The organism is Baekduia sp. Peel2402, assembly GCF_052567285.1.
The window spans coordinates 3,837,469-3,852,533 of sequence record NZ_CP199582.1 but is presented as its reverse complement, the minus strand read 5'-3'; the positions used below and the strand labels follow the sequence as shown (position 1 = coordinate 3,852,533).

The following is a 15,065-nucleotide window of genomic DNA, read 5'->3' as shown; positions in this document are numbered from 1 at the left end:
TCTTCCCTCCCTGTGGGACAGTGGTGCAAGAGGTAGTACCCGTAGGCTGAGCGTCCGATGAACGGATTGCTCGGGACGATCCTGGCCGCGGCCGGCGGCGGCTCCTCTGGCTTCGGCGGCGGGGGTGGCGGCGGAGGCGGGGGCGGAGGCTTCGGCGGGGGCGGCGGCTCCTATGGCGGTGGCGGAGGCGGCGGCATCTCGGCCGGCTTCATCGTCTTGATCGTCATCGGCGCGCTCATCTTCTTCGCGTTCTCGTGGTTCAAGGCGGCGCAGTACCGCGCACGGCGCACGGCGCGCGCAAGGGCGACCGAGCTGGCGGCCGCCGAGGCCGCGCAGGACGACGCGGACTTCGAGCCCGCGACCGTGCGCGACGCGGCGACCGCGCTGTTCCTGGAGATCCAGCGGCGGTGGTCGACCAACGACGTCGAGGGCTTGCGCCCATTGGTCTCCGACGAGCTGATGGTCGAGTGGCAGCGGCGTCTGAACGACTTCGCTCGCAAGGGCTGGAAGAACAAGTGCGAGCCTCACGGCGAGCCGGCGATCGAGTACATGGGGTTGATCAACCGCGACGGCGAGCACGAGGACCGCGTGGTCGTCCGGATCACCGCGACGCTCGACGACTACGTCGTGGACGCCCATGGCAACACCATCAAGAAGGACGGCGAGGCGAGCACGACCACCACGCTGACGGAGTGGTGGACGCTGCACCCGCCGGGCGAGCGCTGGCGCCTGCTCTCGATCGAGTCCGAAGCCGAGGGGCGCCACCACCTCGACGGCGAGCTGATCGCGTCGCCGTCCTCCGACGCCCGCGTGGCCGACGAGGCGCTCGTGGAGTTGGCGGTCGCCGACGCGGTGCCCGACGGCGCGTCGGTGGGCGACATCGCGCCCGCGGTGCTGGACGCCGACGCCCGCGCCGCCGCGCTGGACCTCGCGCTGGCCGACGGCCGCTTCGCGCCCGACGTCCTGGAGATCGCCGCCCGCCGCGCGGTCTCCGCTTGGGCTGAGGCGGTCGACGGCGCCGACGACGCGCTCGCCGCGCTCGCCGATCCCGACGCGGTGCGCGCGCTGCTCTACGGCGGCGACAGCGCCGACGGCCGCACGCGCGTCGTCGTGCGCGGCGCCCGCGTGAGCGAGCTGCGGATCGTCGCGCTGGACCCTCACGCGACGCCCGCGACGATGACCGCCGCGGTGGTCGTGCAGGGGCGCCGGTACGTCGAGGACCGCGACACCGCCGCGGTGCTGGGCGGCTCCAAGACGTCTGACAGCACCACGCGCCAGGGCTGGACCTTCGCGCTGACCGACGACGCCGCGAACCCGTGGCGCCTGGTCGCGGTGAGCTAGGACTCCGCCGCGGCGGCCATCAGCGCCTGGACCAGCTCGGCTGAGCCCGACGCCATCAGCGCGCCCACGAGCGTGCCGATCAGCAGCCCGCGCAGCTCGTCGCGCGACAGGTCGCCGTTGGCGATCCAGTCCAGGCACGCGCCGTCCATGAACCACAGCCAGCCGCGGACCGCGGTGCGCGCGCCCGGCGGCACCGGCCCGTCGCCGACGACGCCTACGAGGATTCGGTCGGCCGTGCCGTGGCGGACCTCCTCGACCATCGCGCGGATCTCCGGCACCTCGCCGGCCGTGACCATCAACTTGGCGTAGGCCTCGCGGTGCTCGCCGATCCAGGCGAGGTAGGCATCGAGCGACGCCTCCAGCTGCGCCGCCGGCGCCAGCGACTCGTCCGGCTGCGTCTTGGCGATCAGGTCCTCAGCGGCCGCCTGCAGCGTCGCCTCGAAGAACGCCTGCTTGCTCGGGAAGTAGTGGTACAACAACGCCTTGGAGATCCCGGCCTCTTTGGCGATCTTCGCCATCGACAGCTCCGAGTACGCAGAGCTCGTGAACAGCCGCTCCCCGAGCGCGACCAGCTGCGCTCGCCGCTCGTCCACGCCCAGCCGCCGGTACGCCGGTCCATCGCTCACGCCCTCCATCCTACAGCGCCTCTTGACCGCCGGTCGACAAGTCGTTACGGTGGCGTCACTGACCACCGGTCAACAAGGAGCTACGGAGAGATGCCCACCGCCAACGCCCGCCACCTCCTCGACGTCGAGCGCCGCACCACCGACCTCGAGACGCGCCTCGACCGCCTGGAGCGCACGCTGCTGATGGACGAGCCCGCGCCCGAGACCCCGAGCGCGACGACGACGCTCGGAACCGCCTGGCCGCCCGAGCCCACCCCGCTCCCGGCGGGCTTCCCGTCGATCGCCGCCGGCCCGCCGGTCGTCATGCCCCCGCCCCGCGAGTTCGCCCCGGAGGACGCGGACGCCGACGCCGACGCCCCCGAGCGACCCGACGCGCGTCCGGCGACCGCGCCGCTCGTGTCGACCTCCTTCGAAGACCTCGTCGGCGGACGCGTGCTCGCCTGGGTCGGCGGGATCGCGGTGCTGCTCGGCGTCGCGTTCTTCCTGGCGATCGCGGTCTCGCGCGGCTGGGTCGGCGAGGAGCTGCGGTGCCTGCTCGCGGCGGCCGGCGGGCTGGCGCTCGTCAGCTTCGGCGCCAAGCTGCGCCACCGCGACGCGACGCCCGAGGCGGCGGTGGCCGCGATCGGTGCCGGCATCGCGGTGCTGGACGTGACGATCGCGGTCGCCAGCCAGACCTACAACGTGATCCCGGCGTGGACCGGCGTCGCGCTGGCGCTGGTCGTCGGCGCGGGCGCGGTGGTGCTCGCGCTGCGGACCGGCAAGCCGTCACCGACGATCGCCGCGTTCGGCATCCTCGGCGGACTGCTGAGCCCGGTGCTCGCAGGCCTGGCGACCGACGGCGCGTCGATCGCGCTGCTGCTCGCGATCTCCGTCCCCGCCGCCGCGATGCTCGTCGCCCAGCGCTGGGACGTGCTCGCGCTCGGCGCGTTCGCCGTGACCCTGCCCCAGCTGCTGCTCTACCTCGTCGACACGCCCTCAACGCCCGCCACGCTGCTCGCGCTCTCCGGCTTCGGCGCGATCTGGATCGCCCAGGCCGTCGGCTTCGAGCTGCGCACCGCAGCCCCCACGCTGCGTCCGGCGTCCGCGTTCCTGCTGACCGCGCAGGCGCTCGTGCTGGCTGCGACCGGCGCGCTCGTCCTGCACGCCAACGGCGACGCCGCGGTCGCCGACGCCTGGCTCTTCGGCCTGGCGATCGTCCACCTCGCGGTCGGCCTGGCGACCGACCGCCTGCGCCGCGTCTCACGCGAACTGGGCCTGCTCAGCTTGAGCCTCGGCGTCGTGCTCGCCGACGTCGCGATCGGCTCGGCGCTGAACGGCGTCGCGGTCCCGATCGCCTACGCGGTCGGCGCGCTGGCCTTCGCCGGACTCGCCCGCGCGCTGCCGCGCACGCAGGCCGACCACGCCTTCGTGCTCAGCGGCCTCGGCGGCCACGTGCTGCTCGCCGCCGCGCACGCGCTGGTCGTCGACGCGCCCACCACGGCGCTGGCCGGGGGCGACCTGCTCGCCGCCAGCGTGGCGCTCGCGACGGTCGCCGCCACGTCGTTCGCCGCGGCGCGCATCGCCACCCAGATCCCGGCGCTCGCGCGGATGGCGCTCGACACGACCGCGTTGCTCGTCCTCGCGTGGCTGGCCGTGATCGTCCTGCCGCCCGTCGGCCTCGCCGTCGCCTGGGCCGCTCAGGGCGCCGCGCTCGCGCAGGTCGCCCGCCGGGCGCACCACACCGACGGTCACGACGACGACGAGCAGTTCGTCGCCGTCGCCGCAGCCGCCCACCTGATCGCCTCGGCGGTGGTCGCGCTGGCGACCTTCGCCCCCGCGCAGGCGATCGTCGACGGGCTGACCGACCCGCTCGCCGCGGCGCTGGGCCTCGGCGCGCTGGCGATCGCGCTGGCCCGCGCCGCCGCCGCGGCACCGCTGGACCAGCGCGCGATCCTCTACCCCGCGGCCGGGCTGACGGCGCTCTACCTCGCGTCGGTGGAGGTCGTCACGCCGCTCTCGCCGCACGCCGGCCAGGTCGCGCTGTCGGTGCTGTGGGGCGTCGCCGGCGTCGCGACGCTCGTCGCCGGCCTCATGCTGGACCGCCGCACGCTGCGCCTCGGCGGCCTCTGCCTCCTGGTGGCCACGATCGTCAAGGTCTTCCTGATCGACCTCGCGACGCTGGACTCCGCCGCCCGCGCCGGCTCGTTCCTCGCGCTCGGCGTCCTGCTCCTCGGCGCGGCCTACGCGTGGCAGCGCCAGCGCCCGGCCGCCGTCGCACCCGCACCCGCCGCGACACCCGAGGCGTCCTGAGAGACTGGCGGGACCGCATGCGGTCTCGCCATGTCTTGCTCGCCGTCGCCGCGGGCCTCGCGCTCGCCGACGCGTCAATCGTCACGCTCGCGCTGCCCGAGCTGCTGCGCGAGCTGGACACGACGGTCGAGGGCGTCGCGTCGATCCTCGGCGTGTACACCGTCGTGCTGGCGCTGGCGCTGATCCCGGTCGAGCGGGTGCAGCGCCGCGTCGGCGCGCCGCGCACCGCGGCCGTCGGCCTGCTCGTGTTCGCACTCGCGTCGCTGGTCGCGGGCGCCAGCTCGACGCTCCCGCTGCTGCTCGTCGCCCGCGCGATCCAGGCCGTCGGCGGCGCCGCCGCGCTGGTCGCCGCGTTCGCGCTGCTGGAGCCCAGCGGCGCGGCGGGCGAGCGCGGCCGGCGGCTGTGGCTCGGCGCCGCGGTCCTGGCCGCCGCGATCGGCCCGGCGCTCGGCGGCGCGCTGACCGAGCTCTTCTCGTGGCGCGCGATCTTCTACTTCCAGGCGCCGGTCGCCGCGCTGGCCGCCGTCGCGGCGCTGGCCGAACCGCGCCGCGACACGACCCCGCACGAGCGTGCGCAGCGCCTCCCCGCCGGCCCCGCGATCGCCCTGGCGCTCGTCTCGGCCGCGCTCACCGCGGTCCTGTTCTTGTTGGTGTTGCTGCTCGTCGCCGGCTGGGATGTCGCCCCGATCCGGGCCGCCGCCACGGTCACGGTGATCCCGATCGCGGCGCTGCTCGGCTCGCGCCTCACCGGCGACGCCAAGACCCGCGCCTGCGCCGGATGTGCGCTGGTCGGCGCCGGCGTCCTGGCGCTCGCCTTCCTCCCCGACGCCCACCTGCTGTGGACCGTCGCGCCCCAGGCCGCCGCCGGCCTGGGCATGGGCCTCGCGCTGCCCGCACTCGGCGGCGATCTGCTGCCCGAGCGCGACGCCCGCGACGCCGCCCAGCTGCTCGTCCTGCGCCACGCCGGGATCGCGCTCGCGCTCGTCGTCCTGGCGCCGATCGTCAGCCACGACCTTCAGGCCTCGACCGATCGCGCCAAGGAGCGCGGCGTCGCCGTCGTGCTCGACGCCAAGCTCTCGCCGACCGACAAGCTGCGCCTCGCGCCCGACCTGCTCAACGGCGTCGACGACGACCAGCCCCGCCACGGCCTGCGCGCCGCGCTCGCTGCCGGCGCGGCGACCATCGACGACAAGTACTCCGACGCCTACGACAAGCTCAGCGAGCGCGTCGACGACACGCTCGTGCTCGCGGTCGGCGAGGCGTTCCGGACCGCGTTCCTGGTCACCGGCGCGCTCGCGCTGCTCGCCGCGCTGTCCGTCCTGCCGCGCCAGCGCAGCCAGGCGCTCGCCGCTGCCGCGGCCGCCGCGTTCGTCCTCCCGCTCGCCTACGCCGAGCTGCACGCGCTCTTCGCGCCGGACCCCGTCACGCTGCAAGACCCCTGCGAACCGCGCTCGCTCCCGGAGAGCGGCGGCCTGCTCGGCTTCGCCCAGGACCGCGCGCTGGAGCTGCTGGACACCACCGCCTGCAAAGCCGGGTCATCGCGCGAGGAGCTGGTCCTCGCGCTGGCCGACGACGCAGCGCGCGAGCGCTACGAGGGACAACACCATGTCGATCTCGGCCCGCTGAGCGCCATCGCTAAGACGCTCCTCGGCTAGCCAAGAAGCGCGCCACGACCGGCCGGTCGTCGCCGGTGCGCACGACCACCTGGACCTCCGACCGCGCACGCGTGCTCAGCGGCACCGCCACGACCGTCGCCGGCCGGATCTCCGCCGCGCTGGCCGGCGCGATCGTCACGCCCACGCCAACCCCTACAAGATGGAAGATCGTCACCCACGACGAGCCCTCCTGGACGATCCGCGGCTCGAAGCCAGCCGCGTGACACGGCTCCAGCAGGTTGCGTCGGTAGGCCAGCGGGCCCGCGCTGACCGGGTAGAAGACGAACGGCTCGTCGCGCAGCGCGCGGACGTCCAGCCGCCGTCGCGTCGCCAGGCGATGTCCTACAGGAAGGACCGCGACGAACCCCTCGGTCGCGATCACCGTCGTGTCGAAGACGCCCGCGCGGTCCTCCGCGTCGCGCACGATCCCGAGGTCGACCTCACCGCGCTCCAGGCGCGCCGTGATCTGCGAGGTCTGCCCCTCGTGCAGGCGCGTGTGGACCTCCGGGAAGCGGGCGCGAAACCACTGCAAGCGCTCCGGCACGCCGAGCGTGATCGCTGAGGACACGAACCCGACGTCGAGCGTCCCGGCCTCACCGCGCCCGATCCGCGCGGCCTCGTCGACGCCCTCGGCCGCCGCGGCCAGCAGCCGCCGCGCGCGCTCCAGGAACGCCGCGCCCGCCGGCGTCAGCGCGACCGACCGCGACGTCCGCGCCAGCAGCGGCGCGCCGACGATCTCCTCCAGGCGCCGGATCTGCTGTGACAGCGGCGGCTGGGCCATGTGCAAGCGCCGCGCCGCGCGGCCGAAGTGCAGCTCCTCGGCGACCGCGACGAAGTAACGCAGGTGGCGCAGCTCTAGGCCATCCATACCGCCACGGTATCGATCACAGCAGATTGAGATATTGGACATCTCGCGCGCGACGCCGCACCATCACTCGCACCGTGAACGCCGTGATCACCATCGACTCCATCGCCACCGACGCCGACGCGAAGGCCTTTGCCCGCCTCAACGAGGCGTGGATCAGTACCCACTTCACGATGGAAGCCAAGGACCGCGAGACGCTCGCCGACCCGTTCGGGGTCTACGTCGAGCCCGGCGGCGACGTCCTGGTCGCCCGCGACGACGACGGCACGATCCTCGGCTGCGTCGCCCTGGAGCCCGCGCCCGAGGGCGTCTTCGAGCTGTCCAAGATGGCCGTCGACCCCGCCGCCCAGGGCCAGGGCCTCGGCCGCCGCCTCTTGGAGGCGGCGATCGATCGCGCCCGCGTACTGGGCGCAACGTCGCTCTTCCTCGGCTCCAACACCAAGCTGGCGCCGGCCGTCCACCTCTACGAGGCGCTCGGCTTCACCCACGTCCCGCGGGAGGACATCGGACCGATGCCCTACGACCGCGCGAACGTGTTCATGTCGTTGACGCTGTAGCGCCGCCGCGAGGGCGGCGCCACCCGCCCGCTACAGCAGCTCGGGCAGCGCTTCCTGCGGGTCGCCGTGCAGGAGCCAGCCGCTGTCGGTCCGCTCGACCAGCCCGCGGCGCGAGAGCACGCCGAGCGCGGTCGTGACCGACGGCCGACGCGCGCCGACGAGCTTGCCGATCGTCTCGTGCGTCAGCGACAGCGGCACGCGCACGCCCTGCGGCGAGACGCGGCCCCAGCGGTCGGCGAGCAGCCACAGCAGGACGAGGACGCGGGCATCGACCCGCGGCACCTGCGCGATCGCGCGCTGCACCGAAAGCTGCCGGGACCTTCGCACCGTACGGCCGACGACCGTGTCGAGCATCGAGGGCCAGCGGCCCGCGACGGCGGCGAAGCGTCGATCCAGGACGGCGACGCGGGCGGGCTCGAGCACCGCCCAGGAGACGCTGCCGGGCAGCGGCTCCAGAGAGGCCTCGTCGTCCCACGGGCGAATGATGTCGCCCTGGCCGAGAAGCTCGGTCGTCGACCGCTTGGCAAGCTCGACATCGCGGGTGATGAGCCCGTCGAGCACCAGGAGGCCAACCGCCGGCGCCGCACTCTCCCCGTTCGGAACGGGGAAGTCGAACGGCCCGGTCGGGAGCGCGTGCACCGCGGCCACGGCGTGGCGGCGAGCTAGGTCCCGAGCGTCCCCGCTCAGCCCCGCCCCGAGTTCGGGGTCGGCGTCGAGGATCGAGATCAGTGGACGTGAGGTCATTGTCTGACTGGACACCAGGCTTCCGGTCTTCCCCGTCTGATCCGAGACAAACACCGTTGGGGTGTGTTGACCTGCTGATTGGCGTAGATCGACCGGAAAACCGTTTGCTGGCAGCCGGTTTCAACCGCTCACCAGCTGCCGTCCGTATACGGACATGTAGAACAAGGGCGGGGCCAGCGGCACGCGCGGTCCCAGAACGATGGTGAGCTTTGGTCAGTACGAGTGCGCGCGGCGGCGTGGCACCATGGAGGGCGATGGACTCGCTCCACGGCCAGCTGCTGATCGCCTCGCCGACGATGTCGGACCCCAACTTCGCCCGGACCGTGGTCGCGATCGCCAACCACGACGACGACGGCGCGCTCGGGATCGTGCTCAACCGCCCCTCCGACACCGAGGTCGCCGAAGCCGTCCCGGAGCTCGAGAGCGTGGTCGGCACCGACGAGGTCGTGTTCGTCGGCGGCCCGGTCCAGCCGGCGTCGATCGTCGTGCTGGCGGAGTTCGAGAATCCGGACGAGGCCGCCTTCCTGGTCGTCGAGGGCATCGGCCTGGTCTCCGACCGCACCGGCCTGGACCGCCTCGACACCGCGACCGCCCGCCGGCGGATCTACGCCGGCTACACCGGCTGGGGCCCCGGCCAGCTCGAGTCTGAGCTGGAGCGCGAGGACTGGATCGTGGAGCCCGCGCTGCCCGAGGACGTCTTCGACGACGACCCGCTCGACCTCTGGACGCGGGTGCTGGAGCGCAAGGGCGGCCAGTTCCGGCTGATCGCGCGGATGCCGATCGACCCGACCGTGAACTAGCCCCGGGGTTAGCTCGCCAGCAGCGCGATCACGACCACGGCGATGATCCCGACGCCGATCAGCCCGTAGACGACGGTCTGCGCCGGGAAGTTGCGTGTCCAGTGCGCGGGATCGGCCTGATCGCGCGTGTGGTGGCCCTCGGGCGGGGTCCCGACCCAGTCGTCGTCATCGTCAGCCATACCGGGGGTTGTACCCAGTAGCGTCCGGCGACGTGGCCAAGAAGAAGCCCGCACGCGCTCGCCCGTCGCGCCCGCAGAAAAGCGCGGAGCCGACAACCGCCCAGCTGCGCCAGGAGTACTACGCCCGCCGGGCGGCCGAGCAGGCGCTGGCCGAGTTGGGTCTGCAACTGGATGAGCGAGAACCCGCCAAGGGCGACGCCCACTGGTGGGGCGGTGCACGGGACGCGCTCGACCGGCTGGAGATCATCCACGCCACGTGGCGCTTCGCGGGCCTCAACGGCTTCGCGCCCGAGCCCGAGGACTTCGATCCCGACGGCGGCTGGCCGACGGCCGAGGAGGTCGAGGCGGTCTTCGGGTCGTGGGACAAGATGCTCGACGAGAGCGGGATCGACGACGCGGTCTTCGGGCTGATCGTCGAGAAGGCGCTGGCAGCGCACGAGAAGCTCGGCGCGCGTGAGAAGGAGCTGGAGCTGAAGGCCACCAAGCTCGAGGCGGAGGAGAAGAAGATCCCCGAGCTCAAGCGCCGCGAGGAGGTCGCGCGGGCCAAGCGCGACGAGGCCGATTCGGCGCGCGCGTCGGCCGAGGCCGAGCGCGACGGGATCGTGCGCGAGCGCGACGCGGCGCAGGCGCGGGTAAGCGCGTTGGAGGCCGAGGTCGCCGAGCTGCGCGCCGCGGCCGCGGCGGCGTCCGACGCGCCGCCCGCCGAGGGCGAGTTGTTGGAGGAGATGGAGCGCGCGCTGAGCAGCGTCGCCGCGACCGAGCAGGCGCGCGACGAGCTGCACGAGCGGATGGAGCGCCTGCGCGCCGAGCGCGAGCAGGACCGGCGGGCGATTGCCGAGCTGACCCAGCTCCTGTCGCGCGTCGACGCCGAGGGCGCTGAGGCGCCGGACGGCGGCGTGCCGGCCGCCGAGGAGGCGCCGCCGACCACGGTCCTGGAGGCCGTCGAGCGCGCCGCCGCCGAGAGCAAGCACCTCAAGTTCGCGCCCAAAGCCTTCGAGACCGCGTCGGAGTCGCCCTTCCGCCGTCCCGGCTTGGTGCTGCGCACGCTGCGCTCCCTGGACGACCTCGCCGGCCGCTTCGCCGCCGGCGACATGGGCAAGTCGCTCGTGCAGGCCGCCGCCGACCACGGCATCACCCAGTACAAGCACGACATCGCCGAGACCACGCGCAAGCGCTACGAGGACGACTACTCGTTCTTCCTCGACGGCCCCGGCTCACCCAAGCTCTGGGTCGGCCCCCACATCGGCCTAGGATCGGGCAGCGGCGCCCAGTTCATCGCCCGGATTTACCTCCACGTCGCCGACGGCTCCGACACCGACGTCCCACGCGGCATCTACGTCGCGGTCGTCGGGCGCCACCTGCCGGACACGACGACCTAGGCAGGCGAGCGGGGGCCAGCCCCCGTATTCGTGGTGCGAACGTCTCAGTGGGGGTACCGTCCGCACCGTGAGCGCGATCGCCGAGACCGCCGAGCCAGAGCTGCGGCCCCTGCTGCGGGGCATGTCACACGCCTACGCGTTCTGGGTGGCCTTGGTCGCCGCGGTGACGCTGACGGCTCTGGTGCCCAGCGGCACGGCCCGGATCGGCGCGGTCGTCTACGGGATCGGGTTGTGCGGGTTGTTCGCCGCCAGCAGCACCTATCACCGCTGGCGTTGGGACGAGCGCTGGCGCCCGCTGCTGCGCCGGATCGACCACTCCACGATCTTCGTCTTCATCGCCGCGTCCTACACGCCCGTCGCGCTGCTGGCCATGCACGGCACGCTGCGGTGGGCCGTCCTGGCCGCGGTCTGGGCCGGCGCGCTCGGCGGCGTCATCCTCTCCGTCGCCTGGATCGACGCGCCCCGCGCGCTCCAGGCGTTGTGCTACCTCTTGCTCGGCTGGGTCGCGGTCATCGCGATGCCGCAGCTCATCGACGCCCTCGACGTCGCCCCCCTCGTCCTGCTCGGACTCGGCGGCGTCCTCTACTCCCTCGGCGCCATCGTCTACGCCACCCAGAAGCCCGACCCCTGGCCCACCGTCTTCGGCTTCCACGAGGTCTTCCACGCCCTCGTCATCCTCGCCGCCGCCGCCCAATTCACGGCGCTGGCGGGCTGGGTGTTCTGACGCAGTCGCGTGCTGTTCCTCGACATCGCTCGTGGTGAGATCGCCGTGTGGCGACCGACCACACGATCAGCGTCCCGGTCTACGGACCCTTCTGCCGCCTCGAGGCGACCCCGGGGCAGGACGCCGCGACCGCGGTCCGGCAGGTCCTGAGCGGCGAGGTCTGGGGGCGCGCGCCGCGCAACAGGCTCTGGCCGACCGTGCAGGCGTACGGGCGCCCGTTGCGGCCCGGCGAGAGCGGAATCGAGTTCTGGTCGTTCCAGCCACCGGACGGCCACTTCGGGCCCCGTCCCCATTGGCACCGACCCGGCGCGCACCTCTGGATCGACACGATCGACGGTCGCGAAGTCGCCATGATGCGGGTAGCCTTCACGCGGATCACCCAGGATCTCATCCATGAATTCCTCACCACTTAGCTCTGTCGCCTGGGATGCCGAGCCCGTGGATTTCCCGGGCCATCCGGTGGCGACCATCGCCTTCGATCGCCCGGCCTGGACGCGGATCGGCGCGCGGTTCGCGCCCTTCGACCATGAGCTGGGCGAGGTCGCATACGAGGCCACGGGCAGCGTCGACTGTGGACGTGTGCCGTTCAGGGTCGTCGACCACAGCGAGGACACCACCTTCCTCATCGCCGACCCCCGCGACGAGGAAGGGGTGCAGCTCGTCCTCGCCGGCCTGCGCGCGATCGGCGTGCGGCCTGAGGACGTCCTCGAGCGGCTGCCGTGGGTCGACCCTGCCGTCCGGCGACGGGCGACCCGTCCGGCGAGCGCCGTCCGGACCAACTGAACGTCACCGTTCCTACTTCGTGGTAGCTTTGGCCTCATGGCCAGCACCGCCGAGACGCCCAACGCCACCGAGACGCCCGCAGAGCCGCAGTTCTCGCTCGCGCTCAACCAGGATCAGAAGGACCTGAGGGACTGGGTCCACGGCTTTTCTGAGGGCGTCATTCGCCCCGTCGCCGAAGAGTGGGATGAGAAGGAGGCCACGCCGTGGCCGGTCATCCAGGAGGCCGCGAAGATCGGCCTGTACGGCTGGGAGTCGATGCAGCAGTTCGCGTCTGACCCCACGGGCTTGACGCTGCCGATCGTCCAAGAGGAGCTCTTCTGGGGCGACGCTGGCATCGGCATGGCGATCATGGGCACGGGCCTGGCGGCTGCTGCGATCGCCGGCCAGGGCACGTGGGAGCAGGTCATGGAGTGGGTCCCGCGCTGCTACGGCACGGCCGACGACATCAAGGTCGCCGCGTTCTGCGCCTCGGAGCCCAACGCCGGCTCCGACGTCTCCAACATCCGCACGACGGCCAAGTACGACGAGGCCTCCGACACCTGGACGCTCAACGGCCAGAAGGCGTGGGCGACCAACGGCGGCATCGCCGACATCCACGTCGTCATCGCCCAGACCGACCGCGACCTGGGCTCCCGCGGCCACGCGGCGTTCATCGTCCCGATCGACACGCCCGGCATCGAGATGGGCGCCAAGGTCAAGAAGCACGGCCTGCGCGCGTCGCACACCTCCGACGTCCACCTCGACGACTGCAAGATCCCGGGCGCCAACCTGCTCGGCGGCAAGGACAAGCTCGACGAGCGCCTCGCCCGCGTCCGCGAGGGCAAGAAGGGCAAGACGCAGGCCGCGATGCAGACCTTCGAGGCGACGCGCCCGATCGTCGGCTCCCAGGCGCTGGGCATCGCCCGCGCCGCCTACGAGTACGCGCTCGACTACGCCAAGGAGCGCGAGCAGTTCGGCAAGAAGATCATCGAAAACCAGTCGATCGCCTTCGCGCTGGCCAACATGAAGATGGAGATCGACGCCGCCCGCCTGCTCGTCTGGCGCGCGTCGTGGATGGCCCGCAACGGCATCCCGTTCGAGAACGCCGAGGGCTCGATGTCCAAGCTGAAGGCCGGTGAGGTCGCGGTCTGGGCGACCGAGCGCGCGATCCAGATCCTGGGCGGCAACGGCTACACCCGCGAGTACCCGGTCGAGCGCTGGCACCGCGACTCCAAGATCTACACGATCTTCGAGGGCACGAGCGAGATGCAGCAGCTGGTCATCGCCCGCGCGATCTCCGGCCTGCGGATCGCGTAGCAGCACTCACTGATGTCACGCGCACGGGCGGCGCATCTGGGACCGGAGCTGCGCAGGCCGCTCGTCCTGGACGCCGCCCTGCCGCTGTTTGCTAACGACGGCTACGAGGCCGTCTCGATGCAGGCGATCGCCGACGCCGCCGGCGTCTCCAAGCCCGTGCTCTACTCGTGCTACGCCTCCAAGGAGGAGCTCTTCGACGAGCTGATGCGTCGCGAGGAGCGCAAGTTGTGGCACATGGTCGAGGACTCCGTCCCGGTCCCCGGCGCGCTCGGCGAGAAGGAGGCGCTGCTGTGCCACGGCCTCGCCGCGCTGCTGCGCGCGGTCGTCGAGGCGCCGGACGCGTTTCGCGTCATCTACCTCCAACGCCACGGCGAGAACCGCATCGAGCGCGGCCGCGAGCAGTGGGAGCAGCGCATGGCGCAGGTCCTCGCCGCCTGGACCCAGCTGCCCGACCGCGAGACCGCGCTGCTGGGGCGCATGTTGGTGGCCTTGGCCGAGCTGGGCTTCCGCGTCCAGCTCGAGGAGCCGGGTCAGTGGCAGCCTGACGCGCTGGCCGCCTACCTCGCCCGCGTCGTCGTGCGCGGGATGCCCAAGGGCGACGCCGCCGACCGCTAGGGCGCGCGCCAGCCGTCCCAGAGGTGGGGCAGCAGCACGGCCTTCATGTCGGGGAACGTGTTGGCGTCGTAGTGCGCGCCGGAGCGCTCGACCCGCGTGATCGGGAAGCCGGCGTTGGCCATGGCGTCGGTCTCTGACCGCACGGTGGCGATGTCGTAAGCGGTGTCGCTGGTGTGGGCGAGGTGGACGACCGGGAACTTGAAGGACGCGGCCAGCGACGCGGCGCGGTCGGCGCCCGTGTCGCGCAGCGGCGTCGTGTTGAGCGCGAGCACGCCCGCGAACGACCCGTTGCGCTGGAACGCCAACCGGTAGCTCTCGTCGCCGCCCGACGAGTAGCCGCCGATGACCACACGCTTGGGGTCGATGTTGAAGTGGGACTTGACCATCGCGATGGCGTTGAGCACGGCCTGATCGTCGGTGCCGACGTACCAGCAATCGCGTTCGCGCCCGCCGACGGCCAGCGCGATGTACGGCCCCGTCGGGGGCGACATGACGTCGCCGATCTCGCCCTCGGAGATCCCGTCGCAGCCGTGCAACCACACGAACAGCTCGGTCGGCGTCTGGTGGGTCTTGTCATAGGACGACGGCACCGAGACCCACGAGCCGCCGAGGGCGAAGGTCGTGTTGGGGCTGTAGGCGATCGGCACGGTCGGGACCGAGGAGACCGGCTCGGCGGGCGCGACCGGCGCGACGGGCCCGACCGGCGCGGTGACCGGCAGCACGGTGGTGGACGCCCCGGACGTGGGGGTCGTCGTCGACGGCGGCGTGGCCCCTGGCGCGACCAGCCGTCCGAGCGTCTTGCAGTTGTTGGTCTCGCGCCGCTCGGTCACGCGGTGGCGCGAGTCCGCGCACGCCTTGACGCTCACCGGCAGCTTCACGCCCGCCGGCAGCCTCAGCGACACCGCGACCGTCCGCGTGACCCCCGCGCGCAGCGCCGCCACGTGCACGCGGCCGACCAGTCGCGCGCCGACGGTCACCGAGATCGACGTCGCTCCCGCGGTGCGCCGCCCCGCGTTGCGCACGACAACCGACCCCTTCACCTTGGTCGTCCCGCCGCTGATCACCGCGCCCAGCGTCCCGTGCGTGACCGTGAGGTCCGCCCGCTGCGCCTTGGTCATCGTCTTGGCCGCCGCGCCCGGCACCGCACCAGCGGCCAGCGCGGCGAACACGGCCCCCGCCGTCGCCCATGCCCGTCCCACGCGCTACAGCCTA

At 72.8% G+C, this 15,065-nt stretch carries 16 protein-coding genes; 11 read left to right on the top strand and 5 right to left on the bottom strand.

The window, feature by feature from the left end; genetic code table 11:
- Window positions 1–57 precede the first annotated feature (57 nt).
- A complete protein-coding gene (locus ACT01A_RS18805) occupies window positions 58–1,341 on the top strand; it encodes a TIM44-like domain-containing protein (protein WP_445148627.1) in 1,284 nt (427 codons plus the stop codon).
- On the opposite strand, the gene ACT01A_RS18800 is transcribed toward ACT01A_RS18805, so the two are convergent.
- Complete coding sequence (locus ACT01A_RS18800) at window positions 1,338–1,967, bottom strand: TetR/AcrR family transcriptional regulator (RefSeq protein ID WP_445148626.1); 630 nt, start codon at window positions 1,965–1,967, stop codon at window positions 1,338–1,340. The genes ACT01A_RS18805 and ACT01A_RS18800 overlap by 4 nt on opposite strands.
- Before the next feature lie 90 nt (window positions 1,968–2,057).
- On the opposite strand from ACT01A_RS18800, the gene ACT01A_RS18795 reads away from it, so the two are divergent.
- Together ACT01A_RS18795 and ACT01A_RS18790 are read left to right on the top strand one after the other, a co-directional pair.
- Window positions 2,058–4,256 carry a DUF2339 domain-containing protein gene (locus tag ACT01A_RS18795; protein ID WP_445148625.1) on the top strand — a complete coding sequence of 733 codons (2,199 nt, stop codon included), beginning with the start codon at window positions 2,058–2,060 and terminating at the stop codon, window positions 4,254–4,256.
- Window positions 4,257–4,273: 17 nt separating this feature from the next.
- On the top strand, window positions 4,274–5,911 hold the full coding sequence (locus ACT01A_RS18790) for an MFS transporter (RefSeq protein WP_445148624.1): 1,638 nt from the start codon (window positions 4,274–4,276) through the stop codon (window positions 5,909–5,911).
- Here the strand turns inward: ACT01A_RS18790 and ACT01A_RS18785 are convergent.
- On the bottom strand, window positions 5,892–6,779 hold the full coding sequence (locus tag ACT01A_RS18785) for a LysR substrate-binding domain-containing protein (protein ID WP_445148623.1): 888 nt from the start codon (window positions 6,777–6,779) through the stop codon (window positions 5,892–5,894). The two genes, ACT01A_RS18790 and ACT01A_RS18785, sit on opposite strands and share 20 nt — an antisense overlap.
- A 74-nt stretch (window positions 6,780–6,853) precedes the next feature.
- Here ACT01A_RS18785 and ACT01A_RS18780 point away from each other — a divergent pair, with 74 nt between their 5' ends.
- Complete coding sequence (locus ACT01A_RS18780; RefSeq protein WP_445148622.1) at window positions 6,854–7,333, top strand: GNAT family N-acetyltransferase; 480 nt, start codon at window positions 6,854–6,856, stop codon at window positions 7,331–7,333.
- Window positions 7,334–7,363: 30 nt separating this feature from the next.
- Here ACT01A_RS18780 and ACT01A_RS18775 read toward each other — a convergent pair whose 3' ends face one another.
- Entirely contained in the window at window positions 7,364–8,077 is a 714-nt protein-coding gene (locus tag ACT01A_RS18775; RefSeq protein WP_445148621.1) for a Crp/Fnr family transcriptional regulator, read from the bottom strand.
- Window positions 8,078–8,331: 254 nt separating this feature from the next.
- On the opposite strand from ACT01A_RS18775, the gene ACT01A_RS18770 reads away from it, so the two are divergent.
- Window positions 8,332–8,877: a YqgE/AlgH family protein gene (locus ACT01A_RS18770; RefSeq protein WP_445148620.1), complete on the top strand. Its 546-nt coding sequence runs from the start codon at window positions 8,332–8,334 to the stop codon at window positions 8,875–8,877.
- Window positions 8,878–8,885: 8 nt separating this feature from the next.
- Here ACT01A_RS18770 and ACT01A_RS18765 read toward each other — a convergent pair whose 3' ends face one another.
- Complete coding sequence (locus ACT01A_RS18765; RefSeq protein ID WP_445148619.1) at window positions 8,886–9,056, bottom strand: hypothetical protein; 171 nt, start codon at window positions 9,054–9,056, stop codon at window positions 8,886–8,888.
- A gap of 32 nt (window positions 9,057–9,088) precedes the next feature.
- On the opposite strand from ACT01A_RS18765, the gene ACT01A_RS18760 reads away from it, so the two are divergent.
- From ACT01A_RS18760 to ACT01A_RS18735, 6 genes are all read left to right on the top strand, one after another.
- Window positions 9,089–10,435: a hypothetical protein gene (locus ACT01A_RS18760; RefSeq protein ID WP_445148618.1), complete on the top strand. Its 1,347-nt coding sequence runs from the start codon at window positions 9,089–9,091 to the stop codon at window positions 10,433–10,435.
- Window positions 10,436–10,502: 67 nt separating this feature from the next.
- Complete coding sequence (gene trhA, locus ACT01A_RS18755) at window positions 10,503–11,159, top strand: PAQR family membrane homeostasis protein TrhA (RefSeq protein ID WP_445148617.1); 657 nt, start codon at window positions 10,503–10,505, stop codon at window positions 11,157–11,159.
- 47 nt (window positions 11,160–11,206) lie between these two features.
- On the top strand, window positions 11,207–11,572 hold the full coding sequence (locus ACT01A_RS18750) for a hypothetical protein (RefSeq protein ID WP_445148616.1): 366 nt from the start codon (window positions 11,207–11,209) through the stop codon (window positions 11,570–11,572).
- A 46-nt stretch (window positions 11,573–11,618) separates the two neighbouring features.
- The gene (locus ACT01A_RS18745) at window positions 11,619–11,942 is read left to right on the top strand and encodes a hypothetical protein (protein WP_445148615.1); all 324 of its coding nucleotides are present in this window, start codon (window positions 11,619–11,621) and stop codon (window positions 11,940–11,942) included.
- A gap of 36 nt (window positions 11,943–11,978) precedes the next feature.
- Window positions 11,979–13,238 carry an acyl-CoA dehydrogenase family protein gene (locus tag ACT01A_RS18740; protein ID WP_445148614.1) on the top strand — a complete coding sequence of 420 codons (1,260 nt, stop codon included), beginning with the start codon at window positions 11,979–11,981 and terminating at the stop codon, window positions 13,236–13,238.
- Window positions 13,239–13,250: 12 nt separating this feature from the next.
- The gene (locus tag ACT01A_RS18735; protein WP_445148613.1) at window positions 13,251–13,853 is read left to right on the top strand and encodes a TetR/AcrR family transcriptional regulator; all 603 of its coding nucleotides are present in this window, start codon (window positions 13,251–13,253) and stop codon (window positions 13,851–13,853) included.
- On the opposite strand, the gene ACT01A_RS18730 is transcribed toward ACT01A_RS18735, so the two are convergent.
- Window positions 13,850–15,052: a CARDB domain-containing protein gene (locus ACT01A_RS18730; RefSeq protein ID WP_445148612.1), complete on the bottom strand. Its 1,203-nt coding sequence runs from the start codon at window positions 15,050–15,052 to the stop codon at window positions 13,850–13,852. The genes ACT01A_RS18735 and ACT01A_RS18730 overlap by 4 nt on opposite strands.
- Window positions 15,053–15,065: the final 13 nt, after the last annotated feature.

Bases quoted from the DNA above. Each gene is read 5' to 3' on its own strand.
- ACT01A_RS18805 (WP_445148627.1), top strand. From the start codon at position 58: ATGAACGGATTGCTCGGGACGATCCTGGCCGCGGCCGGCGGCGGCTCC.
- ACT01A_RS18795 (WP_445148625.1), top strand. From the start codon at position 2,058: ATGCCCACCGCCAACGCCCGCCACCTCCTCGACGTCGAGCGCCGCACC.
- ACT01A_RS18790 (WP_445148624.1), top strand. From the start codon at position 4,274: ATGCGGTCTCGCCATGTCTTGCTCGCCGTCGCCGCGGGCCTCGCGCTC.
- ACT01A_RS18785 (WP_445148623.1), bottom strand. From the start codon at position 6,779: ATGGATGGCCTAGAGCTGCGCCACCTGCGTTACTTCGTCGCGGTCGCC.
- ACT01A_RS18775 (WP_445148621.1), bottom strand. From the start codon at position 8,077: ATGACCTCACGTCCACTGATCTCGATCCTCGACGCCGACCCCGAACTC.
- ACT01A_RS18770 (WP_445148620.1), top strand. From the start codon at position 8,332: ATGGACTCGCTCCACGGCCAGCTGCTGATCGCCTCGCCGACGATGTCG.
- ACT01A_RS18765 (WP_445148619.1), bottom strand. From the start codon at position 9,056: ATGGCTGACGATGACGACGACTGGGTCGGGACCCCGCCCGAGGGCCAC.
- ACT01A_RS18740 (WP_445148614.1), top strand. From the start codon at position 11,979: ATGGCCAGCACCGCCGAGACGCCCAACGCCACCGAGACGCCCGCAGAG.
- ACT01A_RS18735 (WP_445148613.1), top strand. From the start codon at position 13,251: ATGTCACGCGCACGGGCGGCGCATCTGGGACCGGAGCTGCGCAGGCCG.